This window comes from Chlorobium sp. KB01 (assembly GCF_001975465.1).
Lineage (GTDB): Bacteria > Bacteroidota > Chlorobiia > Chlorobiales > Chlorobiaceae > Chlorobium.
This window is the reverse complement of the sequence record NZ_MPJE01000023.1, coordinates 56,194-78,316: the sequence shown is the minus strand read 5'-3', so window position 1 is coordinate 78,316 and position 22,123 is coordinate 56,194. Positions and strand designations below refer to the sequence as shown.

The window sequence follows — 22,123 nt, the reverse complement described above, 5'->3', positions numbered from 1 at the left end:
AACGCCCCCAACGCCCCCAACGCCCCCAACGCCCCCAACGCCCCCAACGCCCCCAACGCTTCAACCAGCCACTCAAAACCAATCTTTTCCTGTTCCAGCCGGATGTGATGACCGAGGTCATTGTGGCGTAACTGATCGTAGAGCTTGTTCTCTTCGGTGGTCAGGCGTGTGAGGGTTCCGGTTTCGGGAGAAGGTTCAACCCCCCAGAGTGTTTGATGCTGCATCAGGGTTTCCCTCTCCATCAGCAGGGAGGCGGCGTGAGGAAAGAAGGTGCGCAGTTGGTTGAGGATGGCGAAGCCGTGGGTGTCGATGTCGCCCCAGTAGTGGATTTTTTTGTGATGCAGCCAGTTGACTGTGGCCAGATTATCGAAACCGTAACCTGCTCCGAAGATGACCATTGCATTTGGAACCGGGGGGAAGGCGAGAAAGTTGATTTCGTTTTCGGTGATGAAGACAGTTCTAACACCAATCTCAAGATTTGCAAAGGTTTCCTGTGTCAGGGTGAGGTCCTGATCGGTTTCAGTTGGCAGCAGTGCCAGTTTCGGGTCGAGGATTCGGAAGCGTACCCGCAGGGGTTTATCCCGAAAGCCGTAACGACGGCAGAATCCGCTGGCTCCAGTGGCTGTTGTATCAATCTCCTCCGGTGGAAGGATGAGATCGAACAGTTCTGACAGTACGCCCCGGTGCCCTTCGATAAATTTGCTGTGTATTCCGGGGAGGTCAATCTGGCGCAGGTAGATGTAGGGCAGGAAATGATTTCGACGCCATGCAACGATTTCAAGGATGCGGGGCCACTCTTCGTTAAGCTCAAACGCTCGCAGCGGGCGTTTTGCAAGCCAGTGGATCAGTGCCGGTTGCTGCTCCCGGGTGAGTGCTGCCAAAGCGGCAAACTGCCGGGCTTCACGCTGTTTGCCAATCAAGCCAAGAGCCTCATCCAGTGTGTCAATCCAGATTTCAGCCGGAATTTCATTTGTTCCGAGAATGCGATGATTGACGGTGCGCCATACAATCCGGTAGTGCTTTGCTGCGCCGGAGAGTCGCCCAATCCAGTCACGAACTTCCGGAAAAGAGTCGCTTAACTCTCTTGAGTCCGGCTTTTTCAAGGATAATTGCCGAGGGAATATCTCCTCACCGCCAATCAAAGCCGAGAGGATGAGGCCCCGATTCCAGAGTTTCTCTACCTGGGACTTCAGATCAGCCGGGGTTGTCCAGCTCATTCGACCGCCCTCTCTTTTTCGGTCTGATACTCCTCAATGGTGAGGTTGCGCAGTACCGAAGCACGGCCTTCCTGATTATGCACAAACCCGACACTTGAAACAAATGGCTCAATGATATGGATTTTCTGTAACGGCGTGACAATCAGGAGTTGCAGGTTGAGCTGGGCAAAGAGTTGCAGGCCGTACTGGGCAGATTCGTCGGAGCCGCGTCCGAAGGCCTCGTCGATAACCACAAATCGGAATGAGCGTGAGCGCACGGCGCCCCATTCGAGGCCGAATTGATAGGCCAGGCTGGCGGCAAGCACGGTATAGGCGAGCTTCTCCTTCTGCCCTCCGGATTTTCCGCCCGAGTCGGCATAGTGTTCATGTTCGGTGTTGTCTTCACGCCACCGCTCACTGGCGGCAAAGACAAACCAGTTGCGTACATCGGTAACTTTGGCCGTCCATCGACGGTCAAGGTCGGCACTGGCTTCACGACCACGGAAGCGGTCGATGATCCGGCGAACCTGGAGGAATTTGGCTTCGGAGTACTGGGCATCATCCGATCCGGTGAGTGAGCCTTCGGTGCAGGCACGCAGCTCCGACTGAAACTCCCGGATGTCAAAATCAAGGTTCATCTGTGCTTCGAGGCTGATGTAGCGGCCCGGATTGTAGTCAATTTTTGTGAGTGATTCATTAATGAGTGCAATTCGCTCCTTGATGGTTTCCCGCTCGCGAGCAAGTTGCGACTGGAAATTGGCAACTTCGCGGATGGTGTTTTCGTTAAGCAGATCCTTGAACCTGCTCTCAAAGCGCGGCAGATCGTCTGCCTGGAGTTGGGCAAGCATTGATCGATATTCAAACCCGGCAGCAATGTTGACGTCCACCTCCCGTGTTTCGAGTTTCCACTCCTCCTTGTATTCGGTCATTGCCCTGATGATCTTTTCGCCGAGCCGTGAGAGCTTTTTGTCTTCACTGTCAATTTTTGCCTGAAGCCAGTCGCGCATCTCCCGCTCTCGATTATCGGAGGATTCAACCGTCAGCGGCTGGTCGCCAAAAGCTTCGGTGCGCATCTTCAGGAGGAGGGGGAAGCGTTCGGCTGATTCCGCGCCTGCTTCGTCAAGCAGCGCACGTGCCTGCTCCTGCGACTCACTGTTGATGATGATTTTCTGCTCGATTTTCGAGCGTTTATCCTTTCTGTCGTCGAGTTGCCGTTCGCACTCCTTCAGCTCCTCTTCGAGCAGAGCAAGCTGTTCTGTGAGGGTTTGCAGAAGATTTGACGTTGCTTCAAGTTCGCGCTTTTCCGCTTCGAGTCTGGCGATGGCAAATGCTACAGGCTGCCAGTCGAGATCGCGGAAATCGGGATATTCGTCAAGCTTGGAGAGTGTTTTCAGACGATCCTTGAGTGTGGTTTGCTCCTGCTGCAACGTGCTTATGCGACCGGCAAGTTCGCCAAGCTCTTTTTTCTGTTGTGCAGCTTTCTCCTCAAGAACCGCGATTTTGGCGGCATTGCTCCATCCAAGCACGTAGCGGCTGCGGTCATCGAGGCGGTGGCGGTCATCCTTTTCGTGGCGTTCACCTGGTGATTTGATCTGTCCCGACAGGGTTATTGCTTTTTTCTCCCTCCGGAACTCCTCCTGAGTTGTGCAGCAGACCAGATCGAAACGGTGCGCAACTTCACGTTCAATCCAGTCATAGTAAGGGGAGTCGGTTTTAATAGCGAGTTTGCGTGACATCGAGGAGGGATGTTCCGGCAATTGCTCGCTGCTGCGGGTTAGCTGACGCACCCGGAAATAGACAAGACGTCCTTTCAGGTGGGTTTTGTCAACCCATTCAGCCACACTCCGGTAGTGATGGTCAGGCACCAGCAGTGAGAGTCCGAAGTTGCGGAGTACTCGCTCTATGGCTCCTTCCCAAATCTGATCCTCTTCACGCACCTGCAGCAACTCTCCGGTAAAAGGCATCTCAACCTCCGGGATATTCAATATCGAGCAGAGCGTGCGGCGCATGGCAATCTGCTTTTCATCGATATTGCTCATGCGCTCTTTCAGACTCGTGATCTCCGCACCCAGTAGCTCATACTCCTTGCGTCCCTGTGTAAAGAGGACTCCCGATTCGTTAAGAGCGTTCTGTACACCGGCTTCAGCTTCAGCAGTGGTTTCGAGCATGGTTGCGTGGGCGGTACGCTGAAGATGGAACTCATCGGCAGTTGATGCCGGATGCTCACCGAGCTGGAGTACAAGCTTTTCATATCGGGCGGCCTTCTCTGTGCGGCGCTCAAGCTCCTCCTGTTTCTGGCGAATCTCGGCGGAGATGCTCTCGATTCGATCACCGCCGTTTTCAGCAATGGTTCGGCGCAATTCCCGGTCACGTTCCTGCCTGGCTCGGCGCTCGCCTTCAAGGCGCTCAATGGCGATATGATGGCGGCTTAACTCATCATGCAGCGAGGTATGGCGTTTTTCAAGCAGGTCGAGTTTGAGCGATGCAAACCAGGGGCGCAGACTGTCACGTGAGGCCCGCAGCTCTTCGGCTCTTTGCGCCATAGTGTGATGCGTGTCGCAATCGGCTGCCAGAGGACCAAGCATCTCTATTTGCCGTTTGGCTTTAAGAACAGCTTCGTGTGCACGGTTGAGATCTTCGAAATGCTGGATAAGGGCGGCAATACGAGGTTCAACATCGAATGGCTCAAGCATGTGGCTGCGCACAAAATCGGTCAGGTTTCCAACCGATTTGAGCGATACGGTTTGGTGAAAGAGGTCAAGTGCCTGCTCATTTTCGATGCCGAATCGCCGCCGGAACCAGGCGCCGTAGGGTGGAAAGCTGTCGAACAGCTCGATGCCCGATCCTCGCAGACGTTTGCGCAGGGTTGAAATTTCAGTGCCAAACGATGAGAAATCGGCAGCAATGGAGAGGTCACGCTCACAAACTGCATAAAGACGGGCTGGTTGTGCAGCATCCTTCATCCAGAAAATTTGTGCAAGGGTTACCGTCTTGTCGTATCCTTCGTTGTGAAAGACGCCGAGAATCACCGAATAGGTGTTGAGTTCACGAAGGGCAACCGGTTTGGCGCCGCCGCCAAGGTTCTCCTGCCGTTCCGACTTATAGTAGCCAAGCACATAGGAGCGCAGGGTGCGTTCACGGTTGTCGGCGCCTGCCGCCTTATTGTATGCAATGCGATGACCCGGAACCAGCAGGGTGGTTACGGCATCAACCAGCGTCGATTTTCCGGAACCGATATCTCCCGTGAGAAGCCCGTTTTTTCCGCCCAGTTTCAGCGTCCAGACGCGCCCGTCAAAGGTGCCCCAGTTGAAGACCTCCAGACGCTGCAATCGAAAACCGGCCAGACGGTCATCACCAACAAAGCCGAATTCAAGTTCTTCACTCATCATCTTTCTCCATTCCTTTTACCGGCCGCTGCAGGTATTCGTCAAGTCGTTTATCAAAATCGGCCAGCCACTGTGCGTCGATAAAGGCTTTGATAATGCGGCGCACTTCGATCATCCCCCGCTCTCCGCGCAACCTGCGGATAAAGCCAAGATCAGCAATTTTGTTGAGCGCAGCATCGACCTGGTCGATCAGCTTTACCTCATTGCTTGCGGGGGGAAGAAAAATCCGGATCAGTTCAACCACCTCGTCACGCGAAAGAATCAGGCGGGTGTCGCCGCCACCGGCATCAAATTCGGCCAGTTTTTTGCGGAGCAGTGCGAGCAGCAGGCTGACCGGGTAGCTGAGCTGGCGGCGTGCAATAAGACGGGGAGCGGTGTTTGTGCCCTCTGTTTCGATTTCAGAGCGAGAGCGCAAAAAAGCGTATCCTTCCGCCTCGTCAAAGGTCAATTCAAGTCCAAGCACTGCCACGTAATCCCGAACGGCAGCCTGGAGGTTGAGCAACGCGCTCCACAACATCGGGCTCTCTTCCTGGTAGATCACACCCTTCAGAAGGGGAATCACAATAGAGGCAAGTTCCTGTGCGGGATAACCCGGTCGGTTGGGGTCAATATCTGTATGGTAATTCATTATCCGTTTCTTAGTAGTATAATACACGGCAAGGTTGCTTCCCGGGTGATACCTGTTTCTGACTGCCATGCTATCTGTTCCTCTACTCCTTCATCAACTGCCGTTCGGGGCCACTCACTGGCCAGTTGCAGCAAGACAACCAGTTCAGCCAGCCCGTTACAGAGAGGATGAAGCGCAATCAGCTCTCCAAGGGTGATCTGGCTGCGCGATTGAAGCTCCATGCGTATATTTCGCAGCAGCTCGGCCCGGTCAACCACCACCTGTGCGTAAAGGACTGCGGTATCAATCTCTGCATCCCCTTCATCGAGCGCTACTCCGGCAATCAAAGGCTTGAAGGGAGGACGATAAAGGGCTCTCTCAAAAGGAAGTTCGATAGCCGCAGATGAACTGTCGAGAGGCATGAATGCACCTGGAGGGAAGAGATCTTCGCGCACATCAAGGGCATGGGTTTCGATTTCATGCAGAATATCCATGATACGGCGATTCTCAAGCCATGCCTTGTCATCAAGAAAGCGGCGCAACTGCTCTGAAAGCCGTGCTACCGTGCGCTGGGTATGCTCACCGGCTTCAAGCCAGTCGTAGTGAACCCGACGCAGACGGTTGTCGGGGCGCATTGAAATGATTGGCGGCAAGGTGAGTATCTCTTCGAGCAGCAGGCTCAACTCCTCCTGACGGGACTGCGACATGAGAAAATCCCAGAATGCCCGGAAGCTTTTGCCCTGATCTGAATCGGCGATGGCATCACGTTCGCCCATGATCTCTTCAAGCAGCGCCCCTTTTGATCCCTCCCAGAGGGCTATGCGTTCACGCACCCTGCGGTCGAGCCTTCGAAAGTTATGCTCTACCTCACGAAAATCGGTTAACAGTTCACGTGCGATCTGCAGAAACTGCTGGAACCGGTCTTTCAGGCCGGTGTCGTCAAGCAGCGATATCTCACCGGCAAGCGTGCGCTCAATCTCTGCATCTATTTCGTCACGTCGCTTTTGCAGCTCCGCAATGCGCACTTCAGGATCGGCCTGGCTTCCCGTACTCATCTGACGCAAGAGTTCAAACAGGGTGAGCAGACGCGACTCCGTTCCTACAAATGCACGTTCAGTCAAACTTTCCAGCCATGCAAGTGCCTTTTCGGTTGAAGCAGTCAGGTCAAAGTGAGGTTCATCGGTTCCGTCCGGATAGAATTTGCGCAGCCACCCCTTGTCGTTGTCGGCCCAGTCATTAAGGTAGCTTTGCGCTGTACCGGGAAACGGGTCGGCTCCCTGCTGCTGGCGCAACGTAAACAGTTCATCTTCAAGCGCCTCGACCAGATCCGCCTGCGAGAGGATGCGCACATTGGGCACAATAAAGACCCGGTGCAGAAAACCGGCAATCAGCGGCGCATGCTGGGCGCACAACAGTCGCCATGCAGGGTGGTTCTGACGGAGCAGGTTCAGGGTGGAGTAGTCGAGAGCCAAACGTGCGCTATTGATTTTGGTGGAAGAAGTGCCGCTCAAAACGGGCAGGATTCAAAGCTGAAGTTAAGGTTTTTCTCCGGTTTTCTTTGGACTTGCTTTTGTTGCTGTTTTGTTTGTCTCCGTTCGTTCGACTTTTTGTCATCCCGGCTGAAGGGAGAGATCTAACCTGGCAGGCATCGTGAATGGTCGTTTCGTTACAGATTGGAATTTCCGGGGTGCCAGTCTGAATGGCTTCTTTCTTTCTGTGAAGGAAGAAATATCCGAAACCTTCCTTCCGGCAAGGAGTTTTTTTTGATTGCAAGGTGGTGAGTTACTGGCAGCCAGATGATTGATACCGGGTTTTAGTGTTTTGTCGTCTGTTTTGATGGCCTGAAATTGTTTGTTATACTTCAAAAACAGGCCGTTTTGACCCGCCACTGGAGTAAACACCATGTTAGAAGTTACCAAGGCTGAATACATAGAGGAGTACCGGATAAAGATTACGTTTAACAACGGGGCAAGCGGAGTGGTTGATCTGAAGGACGCGCTGTGGGGCACTATGTATGAAAAACTGAAAGATTACAACGTATTCAGGAAATTCGAAGTCTCGGACGTTGTCCATACTATCAGATGGGAAAATGATTCAGACCTTGCTCCAGAGTACCTGTATGAAAAAATGGTTGAACAAAATACGGCGTTAAGAATCAAAGAAGCACCATCGGCATACAATGGAACTCTGGGCGAGTTGTACGATGGTTGGGCAAAGCATGTACTTCTGTTACCATCTGTCGTAGAAGAGTTCCATAGACAATTCTGTTCCTATCTGGACTCTGCAGATACTCTGTTTCTCATTCGTTATGTGGCTGGTCAGAAGCGTGGTCAAATCGAACCAACAGATTTTGGCCAGCTGTTGCGCCCAACAGACAATTCTCCAGCGTGGTGGATTCACTACCAGCTCTTTTCGGGTCATTTTCGGCAGTATGCATCATTTAATTCATTTATTGAGTCAGTCCCCAGCCATATGTTTCAAGTCCGTTTACCGGAAAGTATCAATAAGGCTGGATGGCACGTTGCGCATATTTTCGATGTCAAAGATAGAGATGTCCATTTTCGCCGATGGGATCGTAAAGAGCTGGTGAGAAGGTTTGCTCGCAATATTCACCCTTGCAACTACTTCTACCTTCCAAAGTATGAATGGCAGCGTTACGGGAGCAATCCAACAGTCATTGCATTTTTTTATGAACAGTTCAAATCGATCTATCGAACAATATGGGAAGACTTCCTGAGGCTGGTGGACAGCACGCCGTTGCTTATCTCGGTCGGGGTGGGCGAATATAGATACGCATTTTCAGCCAACAAGACAGACCAGTGCAGTGCCCCTGGGGCTGGAGAGGATCCATGTGCAGAATTGAACGAATGTGTTGCGAAATACTCACACTATAGGTTGTGCTTCAAAGCTGATGTGATTGAGTCACTGGGCATGGACGACAGGTTTTGCATAGTATCAAATGCTGGAACCTTTATCATGACCAAACGCGAGTTTTACGAGACATTCCCCAAAGTAAGAGAATCCAAGAGTTATTGGCTGCCTTGTGGGTATCATTACCCGAATCCGCCTCGGCGGGCATTGCAATTCAAGGTTGAACGGTTTCGACTTGCTACCCAGCAGGATTAGCAAGAAATTGTTGGTATTTGGTAGTTGGGTTTCCCCTGAGCGATTTTAAATCCAATGTATTTTAATATTATGAAGATATTCACAATTCTGTCATTAAATTCTGCGAAAAGCCTTTTAATTCCAAAATACTATATGGGTTATGTGTCTTGATTTTGATTGGTTTAGCCTGTCGGATAATCGGCGATTTCAGCGGGAGAAATACGGATTATCAATATCAGAAGCAGAAAGTTGCTTGAAGTGTTATAATTCAACTGTTTATCCTATTGCAAATGAGGTGGCTGATTTTATTAGGGATCATTGGGCCTCTGAACAAATTGATATGTTAAATCTTGATGCTCAAAAAGCACTTTTTGTATGCCTTGGAAGAAAGTGAGTCGAGAGCTATACAGCGAATACCCATATTGTCCATTGTTGTAAGGACTGAATTGTTTTAAGGATTTTATAACAGCTTTTAATTGTGTTTGAATATCGTCCTTTCGATGTCAAACTATCATTAAATCCTCCAACACCTCAGCCAGCCAATCGAACCCGATCTTTTCCTGTCCCAGGCGGATATGATGACTCGGGTCATGAACGCGTAACTTATCGTAAATCGTGCATTTTTCAGCGGTCATGCGAGTGAGTTTACTGGTTTCGGTTGGTTCGTTTCGGGAAAAAGTGGGGGGGGGGTTAGTTTAAAGCGTAGCAAGTTATTTGGAGTTGATCTCTTCAGTAGCCTCTTCGGCTAACTTTGCCAATGTATCCTGGCTTGACGCAAAACTTTTGTCCCAGCGGAAATCATCCTCAATTTCCTCGAGAATCAATGCGGCAATGGCATTTTGCTCATTATCGGACAATGTTTTGACTTTATTAACGGCTTGTTCAAGCAGCTTGGTCATAATGGTTGTTTTACTATAAATGACCGGAATTCAAATTCCCGAAACTCGTAAAATATACTTAAAGCTGCCGCTTTTTTAGAAAACCGCATAATCTACTCAATAATCGAAAAGATCACCGTTTGAGTGCCCTGTAAAAATTTTCGTGAGAGCCTAAAAGAAGCAGGAGACGGCTTGCGGCATCATACTCGTAGGCGAGCAGGGTTAGTTGGCCGTTACATTTGAATTTATAGACAAACACACCTGCCAGATCACCCTTTTTGGGTTCACCTACACTCGGGTCTTTGATGATTTCAGTAATGGCATCATCAACATCAGCCTTCTGATTCGGGTGCAGCTTCTTGTAGGCACGCCTGAAAAGAGTGCTTTGATAGACCTGAATGTCACTGTTCATCAGGAACGATTCCCTTCCGGGATAAATGGTGTTGAGTTCTCCTTACCTTCTGCCCTCACAATCAGCAGATCCCGAATGAAATCGATTGGCAAATCCGGATTGTCGAGAGCTGCCCGTCCGATCATTGCCCAAAACTCAATCTGTCCGGCAATTGTCCGATGCTCGGCCCTGGCCTGGGCTCTTGCTTGTCCGTACAAGGTATCATCTATTCGTACCGGCATTCCCATAATGGTTTCTCCCTGGATAGTTTTACTACAAATGTAGCGAATATCGGGATGGCAAACAAATCCCGCAGAACCACTCTGAGCTGGGGGATGAGGTGTTGCAGCTGTTTTTCACCCTACTCCATCGTTTGGCTCTGTTTTGACGGCCTGAAATTGTTTATTATACTTTAGAAACGCGTTTTTTTAGCAAGGTAAACACTTTTTGTGAGTCAATAGAAGCTGCACAGGGAGCGTTAAACATATTCCATTCCTGTGAATCTAATCGGGAGAAGCCCATGGCTGTCTTTTTTGATTCCCATTGCCACATGATGAACCTGAGTCATCCCAATCTTACGGCGATGATCAAGAGGACATTCAGTGAGGCAATGCCAAAAAAGCTTATCCGGTATATCGAAAAAGCGGTTGCATTGCCTCTTGTTGTAAAAATCCTTATTTGCTTTCTGCTTTTCCTGCCGCTACTGGTTATTCTGTTGATTGTTTTAGTGGTCGGGTTGATCGCGGCGGTACTGTTTCTGCTTTTCCCCTCTGCCAGGAGAGTTCTTACCGGGATACTCAAGGAACAGGTCGCCAATACTATGAATCTCCTTGCCGTGATGGAAACGGACATTGGTGATTGTCTGATCCAACTGGAGGAGGAGCTGAGAAATAAATTTGAAACGAGGAGAGGCGTGATCCTGTATGGTGACTGTGAAGAGAAGGTATATGACAAAATCGTGTTGACTCCCCTTATCATGGATTTCGGTCTGAAGAACTACAAGGAATCGAAATCTCCCTATAAAGTCCGCTGGAAGCCGATTGTCGCTCAGGTTGAGGATCTGTTTCTTGGAATCAGGGACTATTATCTCTATCGGGAATCCTACATTAAATCAACAGGTACTCCGGTTCCGCCTCTTTTTGAGATTCACCCTTTTATGGGTATCAATACCCGGAATTACCGGTTAAAATCATTCCCGTTCATTGATGGTCCTCCGAGCTTGCTTGAGGATCTTCTGGCAACTAATTTTCGTGATTTCGCTGACGATACGACTCCTGAAATGCGGTATCGTAATCTTTCGCAGCGTGACCGGAGCAAATTTGATGGCAATATCAAGTCAATCGGTTCTCATGATTTTATCGGCATCAAAGTCTATCCTCCCTTGGGCTTCAACCCCTGGCCGGAGAAGATTGAAGAAGGGTATACGGACGACGGGGAGCTGAAAAGAGAACGGGAGAAGGTTGAGTACCTTTATAATTTCTGCATAGAGCGAAACATTCCCATAACGGCACATTGCAGTGACGGCGGATTCCTTGTTGACCAAAAATACCGGGAGTTTGCCAGCCCGTTTAAATGGGCGAAGGTTTTAGAGCAGCAAAAATATAATAAACTGCGTCTCAATCTTGCCCATTTCGGAGGGGTTGAAAGAGATGACTGGCGCGAGAGGATTGCCGAATTCCTCCTGATTTACGACAATGTGTACACGGATATTTCTTACCAGGGGGTTGATGAGAAAATTTATAGCAAGCTGAAGCTCTTTCTCGATCGTTTCGGTGCCGACGAGAGGAAGCGATTGATCAGAAAAATCATTTTCGGCTCGGATTTCATGATCAATCTGATGAATATCGAAAAGTACAGTACATATCTGGAATATTTTGCTGAAACGGAGGCACTGACTCTTGTAGAGAAGGAGCTGTTGTGCCATACCAATGCGATGAAGTTTCTTTATCTTGCGTGATATTCTCACACCGGATATAATCTCGTACTCCCCGATTCCGGGCCCGGTCGGGAATCGGGCTGAGATGACTCAATCAAAATTCCGAATCACCCGGCAGTGAGTGCCGGGCGGAAGCCTGTGGCGGAGGGTTCGATGGTGGTTTCAACCAGGTTCTGATTGGAGATCAGAAGGGTTCTGGAGGGGGAGTGGCGGACCAGTTCATAGTCGTGGGTGCCGACAAGAACAACGATCCCCTTCTGGTTGATCCGTTTCAGGTAGTCGAGAATTTCGAGCGAGGTGTCGGGGTCGAGATTTCCGGTCGGTTCGTCGGCAAGGATGACGAGGGGTTCGCGCACCAGTGCCCGGGCTATGGAGATGCGCTGCTGTTCTCCTCCGGAGAGCTTCATGGGCATCTGTTTGGCTGCGTACTCAAGTCCCACGCTTCCGAGCGCATGCATGACCATATCCTTGATCAGTTTTTCTTTTGTACCGGTTACTTTGAGCACAAAAGCCAGATTGTCATAGACGCTGCGGTCTTCGAGCAGTCGGAACTCCTGAAACACAATGCCGAGCTTTCTGCGAAGGAGCGGAATCTGCCGTTTTTTTATGGTTCGGGAGCTGAATCCGGCAATGCGGATCTCTCCTTTTTTCGGGCGCACATCCATGTAGAGCGATTTGAGCAGGGTTGTTTTGCCGCTGCCGCTTTTGCCGACAATATAGACCAGCTCTCCGGACTCAATGGTGAGGTTCAGATTTTTGAAGAGTATTTTTTTATCAAGTTCGAGCTCGGTGTCGATAAATGAGATCATGATGAGATGGCGGTTTGTTTTCGGTTTTGTGCTATCCTGACGGCAACTCTCGTTGCTTCGTACATGCTCCGTTCGGAAGAGATTCCCCTGCCTGCAATATCGAAACTGGTGCCATGGTCAGGTGATGTTCGTACAATCGGCAGTCCGAGTGTGACGTTAACTCCGGTGTCAAATGCGAGCACCTTGAAGGGGAGCAATCCCTGGTCGTGATACATGGCAACCACAATATCGTAGTTGCAGTATTTTTTTGCTCCGAAAAATCCGTCAGCGGGGAATGGCCCCTCTATCCGGAGGCGATTCGAGAGCCTCTCAACTGCGGGCCGGATGATCTCCGCCTCTTCATGGCCCATAACTCCGCCGTCGGAAGCGTGGGGATTGAGTCCAAGCAGGGCGATGCGGGGCGAGGCAATCCTGAAATCGGTTTTCAGTGACTGGTTGAGATCAAGAAGAAAGGTATCAAGGTCCATCTCCCGGATCAATTCCGGCACCTCTTTGATGGGTATGTGAATCGTGGCAAGGGCGACTTTGAGCTCCTTGACGGGATCAAAAAACATCATGCAGGGTGAGTGAACGCCGAACATGCTGCCGAGGAACCCGGTATGGCCTGACTCCATGAAGCCGGCAAGTGCGATTGCCTCCTTGTTGAGCGGAGCAGTCACCAGTGCGTCGCACAAGCCCTTGCGGCAGAGCTCTGCTGCGGCCCGGAGCGACTCCATGGCAACTTTTCCGGCATCAGCCGAGAGAAGTCCGGGGGTGATGGATTCGGGCTCAGCTACCGAGAGTACGGTCAGAATGCCGGACTGAACGGTGCCGACACTCTGGAGTTCTGATTTATCGTCAACCTTCAGGAGTATTACCGGCAGGTCAAGCTTTTTCCGGTAATACTCCATCGCACTCCAGGAGCCGCAAACAAGAAAAGAGTGGCCTGATTGCTCCAGTTTCAAAAAGCTTTTCAGAATGATTTCCGGACCGATGCCGTGAGGGTCACCGATGGACCAGACAATCCGGCATCGTTCAGAGTCTCTTATATGCATTGGCGATCTTGTCATCCTTTTTTACTCCGCCAAGGGCCAGCCAGAAAAGAACCGGTTCCGGCAGCAGCAGGTATAAACCGGCTTCCGGTCTGTGAGAGAAGGTAGTGCAGGTGCAGTTGAAATACTGGTTCAGAAAGTGCGCTGCGGCAAGGCCGGAGAGCAGGTCGGCGGCAAAGAGCATCATGCCGAGCAGTATGAGTTTTTTCTGGAGATCTCTTTTTTTATAGAGAAAGATTGAGGCAAGGGCAACGATGGCGGTCAGTGGCGAAAAGATGCCGGCGGCATAGTTGCTGGTGACCTGCATGATGCCGGCTTCCGGATATGCAGTGAAATCGGTTACAAGAAAGAGTGTTGCGGTGCTGAAGCTCCAGAAGGGGAACATCATGCTCACGATGGCCAGCAGGCCCGCAAGAAAGAGGTAGATGGTTTGAATTCTGGCTAACATGGGTTGTGTCGGTTAATTTAGTCAGTAAGTTCAACGAATATACATAATCAGGAGAAAAGTGTCCTGCATTATCCCCTTATATGAGCAGCGTACTCCCTTTCAATTCCGTTTACAATGATGGCTGTTGCTCCGGCTCGCTCTCTGACGAATCTTCCGGCAATCTCTCCGGTTGCGACTCTTTTTGCGCTCTCATCACTGAAGGTTTTCAGGGCAGCGGCAAGTTCGTTCCCGTTATGAATGACGGTTCCACCTCCGCTTGCCGCCAGATCTTCGGCTTCAGGTGAGTTGTGGTAACGGGGGCCGAAGAGTACCGGGATGGCAAAGACTGCCGGTTCGAGCGTGTTATGGACGTTGACACCGAATCCGCCTCCTACATAAGCCATTGATGCAACGGTGTAGAGTTCTGCCAGATAGCCGGTCTGGTCAATGATGAGAATCTGTTGACGGGGGTCGAACGAATCATTCAATTGAGAGATACGGACCGACGATAGCGAGCGTTTCAGCAGATCGGCTTCGAGATGTGCAAGGTTTTCAGGGGTGACCTGATGGGGAACCATGATGAGTGAAGGTCTCTTTGCAAGCGTTTGCCATGCGTCAAGCAGCACGGTTTCATCTTTTTCCCAGACACTTCCGGCAACCAGCACGGTCAGGTTTTCAAAAAGTGGTTTAAGGTGATCAACCCGTGCATGATTCCGGCTTCGCAAAACCACCTGGTCGAACCGGGGGTCACCGGCGGTTTCCACTCGCATGCATCCGAAAAGCTCTCTGAAAGCCGTGGAGTCTTTTTCGGAAGCGGTATAGATGGAGTCGAAAAGGTGAAAAATGGTTCGGTAGAAGCTGTTCAGGAGGGGGTTGAAGTAGGGCGCATGCGTTTGCAGCACGGCTGCGGCAAGCATCAGCTTTACCCCTCTTTTTTTTGCTTCGAGCAGATGGTTCGGCCAGAAGTCGTAACGCATCAGGAGCAGCAGGTCAGGGAGGAGCAGTGCGATTAATCGCTTTGCATTATGTGCGGTGTCGGGCGGCAGGTAAAAGACAGCCGTCGCATCCGGGAAGTTCTTCCGGGCATTGTATCCCGAATCGGAGAGAAAGGAGACAAACAGTATCATATCCGGATGTTTCTCTTTCAATGCGGCTATGACAGGCCGGGCTTGTTCGAATTCACCAACCGATGCGGCATGAACCCACATTCTGAAAACGGAAGGGGGGAGCATTCCGGCTGTTTTTTCGAGTTCTTCGAAGAGCCCCTTCCGGACTGAAAAAAATGTGCGGAGTCTCGGGTGCAGACGGTTGAGAAGTTTCGCCGCGCCAAGAAGAGCAGGAAAGAGGAGTTTATAGATAGAGAGGGCGGAAGAGTGCATTATTATTTTTTTTGCTTCTGTCACATTCCGGGATGCTCCGAAGAGCAGGATGGGTATGCCGTTATCTTGCCTGAGTGAAGATAAGGAGATTTCTCTGAATCGCAGGGTTGGGCAGTTACATTTTTTCTTCCGTGTATCATTCAGGTTAAACCGTTTTTATCAGCATATTCCGGCGGCTTTTCGGGTTATGGGCGGGCCGTTTGCCGATAAACGGCCGGTATAAAATAAAATTCGTCTTTAAGGAAATAAAATCGTACTATGCTGACGTTTTAAATGCGTGGTGAATATGCCAAGAAAGGACACAGGGAATGTAAGTGCTATATTTCCCGGTGTTTGTGACGAAACAATGGCGCTTGGTAGACCTTTGTAAGCTGCCCGAATGTTTTCGGTTGATGAGAACTCTTCTTCATTTTTTTCTTTCCTGCATTGCTGCCACCTGCGCCTCTTTCGAGGCTTTTTTTATCAATGATCCGGAAATGAAAATACAATGAGCGACAACTCTCTATTGCCGAAGGATTTCCGCAGCCTTCAGCTTGCAGAACCATTAATGAAAGCGCTTGAAGATGTGGGTTATGAAAACCCTACTCCCATTCAGGCTGAAACCATTCCACTGCTTCTCGAAGGACGTGATGTTCTCGGGCAGGCACAGACCGGAACAGGAAAAACCGCTGCGTTTGCCCTGCCGGTACTCTCCAATATCCGCCTTGCACTTGCCGAGCCCCAGGCTCTTGTGCTTGCTCCGACAAGGGAGCTGGCCATACAGGTTGCCGAGGCTTTCCAGCGTTATGCGGTCCATCTCAAGGGGTTTCATGTTGTTCCGATTTATGGCGGTCAGGATTACGGCATTCAGCTCCGTATGCTGAAACGCGGTGTGCACGTCGTGGTCGGTACTCCCGGTCGTGTTATGGATCACATGCGGCGGGGATCGCTTAATCTTGACTCTCTGCAGTGCCTTGTGCTTGACGAGGCTGACGAGATGCTTCGCATGGGATTCATCGATGATGTTGAGTGGATTCTTGATCAGACGCCAAAAGAGCGCCAGGTGGCCCTTTTTTCGGCAACCATGCCCTCTGCCATCCGCCGTATTGCACAGAAGTATCTGAATAATCCTGCCCAGGTAACCATACAGACCAAAACCACAACGGTCGAGACTATTCGTCAGCGCTACTGGATTGTCGGCGGAAGCCACAAACTTGATATTCTGACCAGGATTCTTGAAGTTGAACCCTTCGACGGGATACTGATTTTTGTACGCACCAAAACCATGACAATTGAACTGGCTGAAAAGCTTCAGGCCAGGGGATACGGTGCTGCCGCCCTGAATGGCGATATGGCCCAGAATCAGCGGGAACGCACGGTCGATCAGCTCAAGAACGGAGCGTTGAGCATTGTTATTGCCACCGACGTGGCCGCAAGAGGTCTTGATGTGGAGCGTATCAGCCATGTTATCAACTACGATATCCCTTCCGATACCGAGTCCTATGTCCACCGGATCGGCAGAACGGGTCGAGCAGGCCGCACCGGCGATGCGATTCTCTTTGTCTCCCCGAGGGAGAAGAATATGCTGTACGCTATCGAAAAGGCGACACACAGCCGTATTGAACTGATGGAGCTTCCTTCAACGGAGATCATCAACAACAAGCGGATCGCAAAATTCAACCAGAAGATCACCGATACGATTGCGGCTGAAGATCTTGATTTCTTCACCCGTATTATTGAGCAGTACTGTCATGAACATGATGTACCGGTCATTGAAGCTGCGGCCGCACTGGCTTCACTGGTTCAGGGTGAAACTCCGCTGCTTCTGTCAAACAAACCCGAAAGAACTCGCTCTAACGATGATCGCGAAGGTTCCGGCAGGGATCGGGGTTCAGATCGTGTTCGCGGATTTGACCGGGATCGCGGCCCATCCAAACGCAGAAGCAGTGATGAGGGTAAAGAGCGCTACCGTCTTGAGGTAGGCAGTGAGCATGGTGTGAAAGCCGGCAATATTCTCGGCGCTATTCTCAATGAGGTCGGTCTTGATCCTGATTCAGTCGGCCAGATTTCCATCAATGACTCCTACAGCACGGTAGAGCTGCCGCAGGGTATGCCTGATAATGTGTTTCATGAACTCCGCAAGGTAAGGGTCTGCGGACGTCAGCTCAGGCTCTCCAAAATGGAGGATCAGGATCGCAACTCCTCTCCCTATGGTATCAAAAAAGCGTTCAAGAAGCCTTTTGCCAAACCGGCAGGCAAGGAGACTGCTTTCTTTACCGGTAACAAAAAGAAACGCAAAGGGTGACCCTTACACGATAACAGTTGTAAAGCGGGGAAGAGAAATCTCCGCTTTTTTTTGCTCTTTTTTCCCTTCTCCGAGCTCTTCCCGTTCTACTCTACCGTTGATGGTTGTATATTAAACGTATCGATTCACGTCAATCCCGGGAGGAACCATGGAGCTTGAGTTCTACGGCGCAACAGGCAGGGTTACAGGCTCCTGCCATATTCTCAGGCTTGGTGGAGCAACGGTGCTGCTCGACTGCGGTCTCATACAGGGTTCAAGGGAAGATGAGTCACTCAATGCCGAGCCGTTTCCCTTTGATCCATCGGCTGTTGATGCGGTTGTCCTTACCCACGGCCATATCGACCACTCCGGACGTCTTCCTCTTCTCGTCAAGAAGGGGTTTGCCGGTACCGTCTATACCCAGCAGGCAACTGTTGATCTCTGCATGGTTCTGCTTCTTGATTCCGCTTCACTTGGTGAACGTGATGCCATTTTCCGCCAGAAGCACCCCCAAAGTGCCCGTGACCGTCATGCTGAACCGCTCTATACCCGTGAGGATGCCGTGCGGGCGCTCAACAGCTTTGTCGGTGTGCCTTATCATCACAAGCAGGAGATTCTACCCGGTATCATCATCCGCTTTATGGATGCCGGCCATATTCTCGGTTCTGCGCTGGTTGAGGTGTGGCTGCATGAAGGCGATGTTTCAAGGAAGCTGGTTTTCAGCGGTGACGTAGGTCAATACAACACCCCTATCATGAACGATCCCGAGACGATCGAAGAGGCCGACGCAGTAATCGTGGAGAGTACCTATGGTGACCGTCTTCATCGGGAGATAGCGCTTACCCTTGCCGAGCTTGGTGAGATTATCCGCTCGGCGGCTGCAGGTGGTGGCAATATTCTTATCCCTGCATTTGCAATCGGACGAAGTCAGGAGCTGCTCTACTTTTTTTCAGAGCACTATGAGGAGTGGGAGCTGGATCGCTGGCAGATTTTTCTCGACAGTCCCATGGCCATTGAGGCCAGCCGGATCTACTGGGACTATCCCGAACTTGTTGATGATGAGGCGGCGGCATTCCGCAAAGGCAAAACATGGATGCCGCATCTTAAAAACCTCCATTTTACCGTAAGACCGGAACAGTCGCAGGCAATCAATGCCATAAAACAGGGGGCCATCATTATTGCAGGCAGCGGGATGTGCAATGGCGGCAGGATTCTGCATCATCTGAAACATAATATTCAGCGACCGGAGTGCCGGGTGATCATAACCGGTTTTCAGGCAGAGGGAACTCTCGGACGCCGTCTGGTAGAAGGCGAGCGGGAAGTTGAGATTCATGGCCGCAGTTATCCTGTAAGGGCTGCGCTTCATACCATAGGCGGTTTGTCAGCGCATGGTGACCGGAATGATATTCTTCGCTGGCTTGGCGGTTTTAAAAACAGCCCCGAAATTTATGTTGTGCATGGCGACGAGCCGGTAAAAACAGTGTTCCGTAATGCAATTGAAGCCGAGCTGCATCTGAATGCTTCCATTCCCCTGTCGGGAGAGATTGTCGGGTTTGCGTGATCACTCTTTTTGTATAATGCCTGCGCTTTGCAGGGAAATGTCACGTTTATGCAAAACCTTGCAGGAAGGGTTGCATGCGAAGCATTAGTTTCTATTTTAATCGTGAGTTACAATAAATGTTATGTGCGGCAGAGATGCTGCCTGATATCATGTTGACGATTGTTTTTTAATGCCTAATATTCATGATACCATGTTAATTACCACCTTCAGGGAGCTTGTCCCTATTCTTCAGACTGCAATCGGCCCGATGATTCTTATCTCGGGTCTTGGTTTGCTTCTGCTTACCATGACCAACAGGCTTGGTCGTATCATCGATCGTTCAAGATCCCTGATTGATAATCTGGAGTCATTTCCGGAACTCCATATCCAGAGAATCAACGAGGAGGTTGCCATTCTCTGGACAAGAGCCCGCTATATCCGTACAGCCATTCTGCTTGCAACCATGACCTGCCTGGGAGCCTCGCTTTTGATTATCATGCTCTTTCTCAGTGCTCTGGTCAATCTTGACCTGCCTTTGGTGCTGTCGGCCATCTTCATTATCAGTATGCTCTGCCTGAGCAGCTCGCTGGTCTTTTTTGTGCTTGACGTGAACCTCACCCTTGCTGCGCTGAAAATCGAGATGAGAAGTCACAAGCATTAAGAGGGGCGGAGCCTTTTTGCCTGCTTTTTGGTTCTATCCTCTCGGATGAAAGGTTTTGTGTACCTCCTTGACAAACGACCGGTCGATGTGGGTGTAGATCTGGGTTGTGGATATGGAGCTGTGGCCGAGCATCTCCTGTACTGCGCGCAGATCTGCGCCACCTTCAAGCAGATGGGTTGCGAAGGTATGGCGGAAGGTGTGCGGACTGATCTGCTTTTCAATGCCGGCAATGATGGCGTATTGCCGCACCATAGAGAAGATGGCCATGCGTGAAAGCGGTTTTCCCCTTGCATTGAGAAAGAGATAGTCGCCGGAGTTTCGCCCTGAATGTCCGTGCCGGAGTTCACTCTGGTAGCGCCTGATCCACTCTTTTGCGGCACTGCCAACCGGCACAAGACGCTCCTTTGATCCTTTTCCGAAGATTCTTACAAAACCAGCCTCAAGGTAGAGGTTCTGTTGCTGGATAGAGATCAGTTCGCTCACCCTTACTCCGGTTGCGTAGAGGAGTTCAAGTATTGTTTTGTCACGAAGGAAGTATTTACTTTGCGGGTTCTGCAGAAGCGGAGCTTCAAGCAGACGCAGGGTTTCATCGATAGTCAGTACGGTGGGCAGGTATCGGGCCTGTTTGGGCTGATGCAGGTTTTCTGCCGGATTGAGGGAGGTCGTGCGCTCAGAGAGCAGGAATTTGTGAAAGGAGCGGATTGCTGAAATGTTCCGAGCCAATGAGCTTGGTTCGAGTCCTGTCGAGTAGAGCTCGGTGATGAACTCCCGGATCTGGTTGGGGGTAATGCTTTCGGGCGATATGGCGCTTTGCTGCATGAAGAGCAGGTAGCGCTCGAGATCGTTGCGGTAGGAGACCCTTGTGTTTTCCGAAAAGTTGCGTTCGATGAGCATATAGTTCAGGAAGCTCTCAAGCACGTTGCGGCTGGAGTCATGCAGGGTGTTCATGGTTTTTTGCCGTTTTTGCGGAGCCGTTGAGCGAAACCCCCGTCAAATCCCGGATACTCTCCCGGCAGGGTGAGGATGGCTCCCTTGAAACCGCTCTTTGGCAGGAAAGGTTCCGGTACTTTTCCTCTGTCATGGTCCACAGAAAAGTTTGGGTGCCGCTCAAGAAACGCTTCAATCTGCAGGCCGTTCTCTTCGGGCTCGATGGAGCATGTGGCATAGACAAGCACGCCGTTTTCCTCAAGCAGCTCTGCGGCATGGTCGAGAAGCTCCTTTTGCAGGGTGATCAGTTCCTGAATGGTTTCAGGCGTCAGTTTCCAGCGCAGTTCAGTTCGCCTGCCAACAACGCCGCTCCCTGAGCAGGGGGCGTCAAGCAGGATTGCATCGGGGCGATTTTCCGGTTTGAAGCTCCTTGCGTCGGCGGCCACTGTTCTAATGATGGTAATGCCGAGAGCTTGAGCGTGCGTGGCGATTTTTAGGAGTTTTTGTTCATAGAGATCAAGTGAGGTGACGCTTCCGTTATTCTCCATCAATTCAGCCATAAAGGTTGATTTTCCACCCGGTGCTGCACAGAGGTCGAGAACAGCACTTCCCGGCACCGGATTCAGCAGAAGGCAGGTGAGAGCCTGTGTCGGATTCTGGACGGTGAGCCTGCCATCGCTGACCGCAGGCTCGAAGGTGCTGAACTCTTTCGAAATGAAGAGGTTTTCAATACCGCACGCTTCATACGCTGCGGAGGAAAACAGGGGATCGGAAAAAAGCTGCTCTTCTGAAGTTTTCAGCCGGTTGACTCTGAATCCGAAGAGCGGGGACCGGTTGTTATAGGTCAGAAGGGCTTCGGTTTTTTTAAGGCCATAGGCAGCTATCCATCGTTCAACCAGCCACCTCGGGTGGGAGTGTTTTATGGCCAGCTGTTCTGCGGGCTCTCTCTCCTTGAGCCACTCATCAAGGGTTATGTTTTGCGGGGTGATTTTTCTCAACACACCGTTGACCAGTTTTGACATCCGGTCCCCTTTATATTTTTTTGCGAGTTTTACACACTCATTGACTGCCGCCCAGTCGGGAACCTTGTCAAGGAAGAGAATCTGATAGAGGCCGAGTCGAAGAATATTTTTCAGTACCGGTGCGGCTTTTTCCAGTTTGTGGTGGTAGTAGCGACTGATGATAAAATCAAGCTGAAGCCGGTAGCGAAGTACTCCGTTGACCAGTCCGGTTGCAAGCGCCCGGTCAATGCGGTTCAGTGCACTCTGTTCCAGAGTCCGGTGCAGTATCCGGTCGGATCGTTTTTTTCCTGTTTCAAGGGCCTGCAGAACATTCAGTGCTGTTTCTCTTGCTGTAATCATCGGGAGCTGTGGATTTTAGAGTATTGTACCCATTCGGGTGATTTGTAAAATACTATTCCCTGTTGTAGATTAACCGAACTAAATGTTCTTTTCAAGATTTTACGCTATCATCGAGAAAGGTGGAGGGACTGGCCCTGAGAAACCTTGGCAACCGTCAATTCATAATGAAGTATGAACGGTGCCAATTCCATCCCGGTATAAAGGTCGGGAAAGATGATGGTATGCA

The 22,123-nt window shown here is 50.7% G+C and carries 19 protein-coding genes, 1 pseudogene and 1 riboswitch; of the genes and pseudogenes, 5 read left to right on the top strand and 15 right to left on the bottom strand.

Annotated features, from left to right (window positions below; all coding sequences use genetic code 11):
• From BOO20_RS02200 to BOO20_RS12685, 5 genes are all read right to left on the bottom strand, one after another.
• Window positions 1–1,217: Wadjet anti-phage system protein JetD domain-containing protein (locus BOO20_RS02200; RefSeq protein WP_076790082.1), on the bottom strand; the 1,217-nt coding region annotated here is incomplete at its 3' end.
• The gene (locus BOO20_RS02195; protein ID WP_076790104.1) at window positions 1,214–4,582 is read right to left on the bottom strand and encodes an ATP-binding protein; all 3,369 of its coding nucleotides are present in this window, start codon (window positions 4,580–4,582) and stop codon (window positions 1,214–1,216) included. The genes BOO20_RS02195 and BOO20_RS02200, both read right to left, overlap by 4 nt.
• On the bottom strand, window positions 4,575–5,210 hold the full coding sequence (locus tag BOO20_RS02190) for a DUF4194 domain-containing protein (protein ID WP_076790079.1): 636 nt from the start codon (window positions 5,208–5,210) through the stop codon (window positions 4,575–4,577). Before BOO20_RS02190 ends, BOO20_RS02195 begins: the two co-directional genes overlap by 8 nt.
• A complete protein-coding gene (locus tag BOO20_RS02185; protein ID WP_076790075.1) occupies window positions 5,210–6,661 on the bottom strand; it encodes a DUF3375 domain-containing protein in 1,452 nt (483 codons plus the stop codon). The genes BOO20_RS02190 and BOO20_RS02185 overlap by 1 nt, the downstream gene beginning before the upstream one ends.
• Window positions 6,662–6,668: 7 nt before the next feature.
• Window positions 6,669–6,962, bottom strand: a complete 294-nt coding sequence (locus BOO20_RS12685) for a hypothetical protein (protein WP_144277100.1) — start codon at window positions 6,960–6,962, stop codon at window positions 6,669–6,671.
• A 129-nt stretch (window positions 6,963–7,091) separates the two neighbouring features.
• On the opposite strand from BOO20_RS12685, the gene BOO20_RS13020 reads away from it, so the two are divergent.
• Window positions 7,092–8,315 (top strand): DUF2442 domain-containing protein, encoded by a 1,224-nt coding sequence (locus tag BOO20_RS13020; RefSeq protein WP_233120852.1) that lies wholly within the window; start codon window positions 7,092–7,094, stop codon window positions 8,313–8,315.
• A gap of 482 nt (window positions 8,316–8,797) precedes the next feature.
• Here the strand turns inward: BOO20_RS13020 and BOO20_RS12680 are convergent.
• The 4 genes and pseudogenes from BOO20_RS12680 to BOO20_RS02160 all read right to left on the bottom strand — a co-directional run.
• Window positions 8,798–8,944, bottom strand: a pseudogene (locus tag BOO20_RS12680) (hypothetical protein); the annotation flags it as partial.
• Between the two features lie 60 nt (window positions 8,945–9,004).
• Window positions 9,005–9,193 carry a hypothetical protein gene (locus BOO20_RS02170; RefSeq protein ID WP_076790069.1) on the bottom strand — a complete coding sequence of 63 codons (189 nt, stop codon included), beginning with the start codon at window positions 9,191–9,193 and terminating at the stop codon, window positions 9,005–9,007.
• 112 nt (window positions 9,194–9,305) lie between these two features.
• Window positions 9,306–9,584, bottom strand: a complete 279-nt coding sequence (locus tag BOO20_RS02165; RefSeq protein ID WP_076790066.1) for a type II toxin-antitoxin system RelE/ParE family toxin — start codon at window positions 9,582–9,584, stop codon at window positions 9,306–9,308.
• Entirely contained in the window at window positions 9,584–9,811 is a 228-nt protein-coding gene (locus tag BOO20_RS02160; RefSeq protein WP_040433591.1) for a ParD-like family protein, read from the bottom strand. Before BOO20_RS02160 ends, BOO20_RS02165 begins: the two co-directional genes overlap by 1 nt.
• A gap of 272 nt (window positions 9,812–10,083) precedes the next feature.
• On the opposite strand from BOO20_RS02160, the gene BOO20_RS02155 reads away from it, so the two are divergent.
• Window positions 10,084–11,520, top strand: coding sequence for an amidohydrolase family protein (locus BOO20_RS02155; RefSeq protein WP_076790063.1), 1,437 nt, complete (start codon window positions 10,084–10,086; stop codon window positions 11,518–11,520).
• An 86-nt stretch (window positions 11,521–11,606) separates the two neighbouring features.
• Here the strand turns inward: BOO20_RS02155 and BOO20_RS02150 are convergent, their stop codons facing one another.
• From BOO20_RS02150 to BOO20_RS02135, 4 genes are all read right to left on the bottom strand, one after another.
• Window positions 11,607–12,308 (bottom strand): cell division ATP-binding protein FtsE, encoded by a 702-nt coding sequence (locus BOO20_RS02150; RefSeq protein WP_076790060.1) that lies wholly within the window; start codon window positions 12,306–12,308, stop codon window positions 11,607–11,609.
• A complete protein-coding gene (pdxA, locus tag BOO20_RS02145) occupies window positions 12,305–13,342 on the bottom strand; it encodes a 4-hydroxythreonine-4-phosphate dehydrogenase PdxA (RefSeq protein WP_076790058.1) in 1,038 nt (345 codons plus the stop codon). Before pdxA ends, BOO20_RS02150 begins: the two co-directional genes overlap by 4 nt.
• Window positions 13,323–13,787: a DUF4293 domain-containing protein gene (locus BOO20_RS02140; protein ID WP_076790055.1), complete on the bottom strand. Its 465-nt coding sequence runs from the start codon at window positions 13,785–13,787 to the stop codon at window positions 13,323–13,325. The genes pdxA and BOO20_RS02140 overlap by 20 nt, the downstream gene beginning before the upstream one ends.
• A gap of 68 nt (window positions 13,788–13,855) precedes the next feature.
• Window positions 13,856–15,145, bottom strand: coding sequence for a 3-deoxy-D-manno-octulosonic acid transferase (locus BOO20_RS02135; RefSeq protein ID WP_076790052.1), 1,290 nt, complete (start codon window positions 15,143–15,145; stop codon window positions 13,856–13,858).
• 487 nt (window positions 15,146–15,632) lie between these two features.
• Between BOO20_RS02135 and BOO20_RS02130 the strand changes: the two genes are divergently transcribed.
• The 3 genes from BOO20_RS02130 (at window position 15,633) to BOO20_RS02120 (ending at window position 19,609) form a co-directional block, all read left to right on the top strand.
• Complete coding sequence (locus tag BOO20_RS02130; protein WP_076790050.1) at window positions 15,633–17,429, top strand: DEAD/DEAH box helicase; 1,797 nt, start codon at window positions 15,633–15,635, stop codon at window positions 17,427–17,429.
• 148 nt (window positions 17,430–17,577) lie between these two features.
• Window positions 17,578–18,969, top strand: a complete 1,392-nt coding sequence (locus BOO20_RS02125; protein WP_076790048.1) for an MBL fold metallo-hydrolase RNA specificity domain-containing protein — start codon at window positions 17,578–17,580, stop codon at window positions 18,967–18,969.
• A 190-nt stretch (window positions 18,970–19,159) separates the two neighbouring features.
• A complete protein-coding gene (locus tag BOO20_RS02120; RefSeq protein ID WP_076790045.1) occupies window positions 19,160–19,609 on the top strand; it encodes a DUF2721 domain-containing protein in 450 nt (149 codons plus the stop codon).
• A gap of 33 nt (window positions 19,610–19,642) precedes the next feature.
• Here the strand turns inward: BOO20_RS02120 and xerD are convergent, their stop codons facing one another.
• Both xerD and rsmB read right to left on the bottom strand, forming a co-directional pair.
• On the bottom strand, window positions 19,643–20,557 hold the full coding sequence (xerD, locus tag BOO20_RS02115) for a site-specific tyrosine recombinase XerD (RefSeq protein ID WP_076790043.1): 915 nt from the start codon (window positions 20,555–20,557) through the stop codon (window positions 19,643–19,645).
• Window positions 20,554–21,897 carry a 16S rRNA (cytosine(967)-C(5))-methyltransferase RsmB gene (gene rsmB, locus BOO20_RS02110; protein ID WP_076790040.1) on the bottom strand — a complete coding sequence of 448 codons (1,344 nt, stop codon included), beginning with the start codon at window positions 21,895–21,897 and terminating at the stop codon, window positions 20,554–20,556. Before rsmB ends, xerD begins: the two co-directional genes overlap by 4 nt.
• 104 nt (window positions 21,898–22,001) lie before the next feature.
• Window positions 22,002–22,117, top strand: a riboswitch (SAM riboswitch).
• Window positions 22,118–22,123 lie beyond the last annotated feature (6 nt).

What these genes read in the sequence shown, in the direction of transcription:
- xerD (WP_076790043.1), bottom strand. Translation starts at nt 20,557, where the DNA reads ATGAACACCCTGCATGACTCCAGCCGCAACGTGCTTGAGAGCTTCCTG.
- BOO20_RS13020 (WP_233120852.1), top strand. Translation starts at nt 7,092, where the DNA reads ATGTTAGAAGTTACCAAGGCTGAATACATAGAGGAGTACCGGATAAAG.
- BOO20_RS02170 (WP_076790069.1), bottom strand. Translation starts at nt 9,193, where the DNA reads ATGACCAAGCTGCTTGAACAAGCCGTTAATAAAGTCAAAACATTGTCC.
- BOO20_RS02190 (WP_076790079.1), bottom strand. Translation starts at nt 5,210, where the DNA reads ATGAATTACCATACAGATATTGACCCCAACCGACCGGGTTATCCCGCA.
- BOO20_RS02130 (WP_076790050.1), top strand. Translation starts at nt 15,633, where the DNA reads ATGAGCGACAACTCTCTATTGCCGAAGGATTTCCGCAGCCTTCAGCTT.
- BOO20_RS02165 (WP_076790066.1), bottom strand. Translation starts at nt 9,584, where the DNA reads ATGAACAGTGACATTCAGGTCTATCAAAGCACTCTTTTCAGGCGTGCC.
- BOO20_RS02150 (WP_076790060.1), bottom strand. Translation starts at nt 12,308, where the DNA reads ATGATCTCATTTATCGACACCGAGCTCGAACTTGATAAAAAAATACTC.
- BOO20_RS02120 (WP_076790045.1), top strand. Translation starts at nt 19,160, where the DNA reads ATGTTAATTACCACCTTCAGGGAGCTTGTCCCTATTCTTCAGACTGCA.
- BOO20_RS02140 (WP_076790055.1), bottom strand. Translation starts at nt 13,787, where the DNA reads ATGTTAGCCAGAATTCAAACCATCTACCTCTTTCTTGCGGGCCTGCTG.
- pdxA (WP_076790058.1), bottom strand. Translation starts at nt 13,342, where the DNA reads ATGCATATAAGAGACTCTGAACGATGCCGGATTGTCTGGTCCATCGGT.
- rsmB (WP_076790040.1), bottom strand. Translation starts at nt 21,897, where the DNA reads ATGATTACAGCAAGAGAAACAGCACTGAATGTTCTGCAGGCCCTTGAA.
- BOO20_RS02195 (WP_076790104.1), bottom strand. Translation starts at nt 4,582, where the DNA reads ATGAGTGAAGAACTTGAATTCGGCTTTGTTGGTGATGACCGTCTGGCC.
- BOO20_RS02135 (WP_076790052.1), bottom strand. Translation starts at nt 15,145, where the DNA reads ATGCACTCTTCCGCCCTCTCTATCTATAAACTCCTCTTTCCTGCTCTT.
- BOO20_RS02160 (WP_040433591.1), bottom strand. Translation starts at nt 9,811, where the DNA reads ATGGGAATGCCGGTACGAATAGATGATACCTTGTACGGACAAGCAAGA.
- BOO20_RS02155 (WP_076790063.1), top strand. Translation starts at nt 10,084, where the DNA reads ATGGCTGTCTTTTTTGATTCCCATTGCCACATGATGAACCTGAGTCAT.
- BOO20_RS02125 (WP_076790048.1), top strand. Translation starts at nt 17,578, where the DNA reads ATGGAGCTTGAGTTCTACGGCGCAACAGGCAGGGTTACAGGCTCCTGC.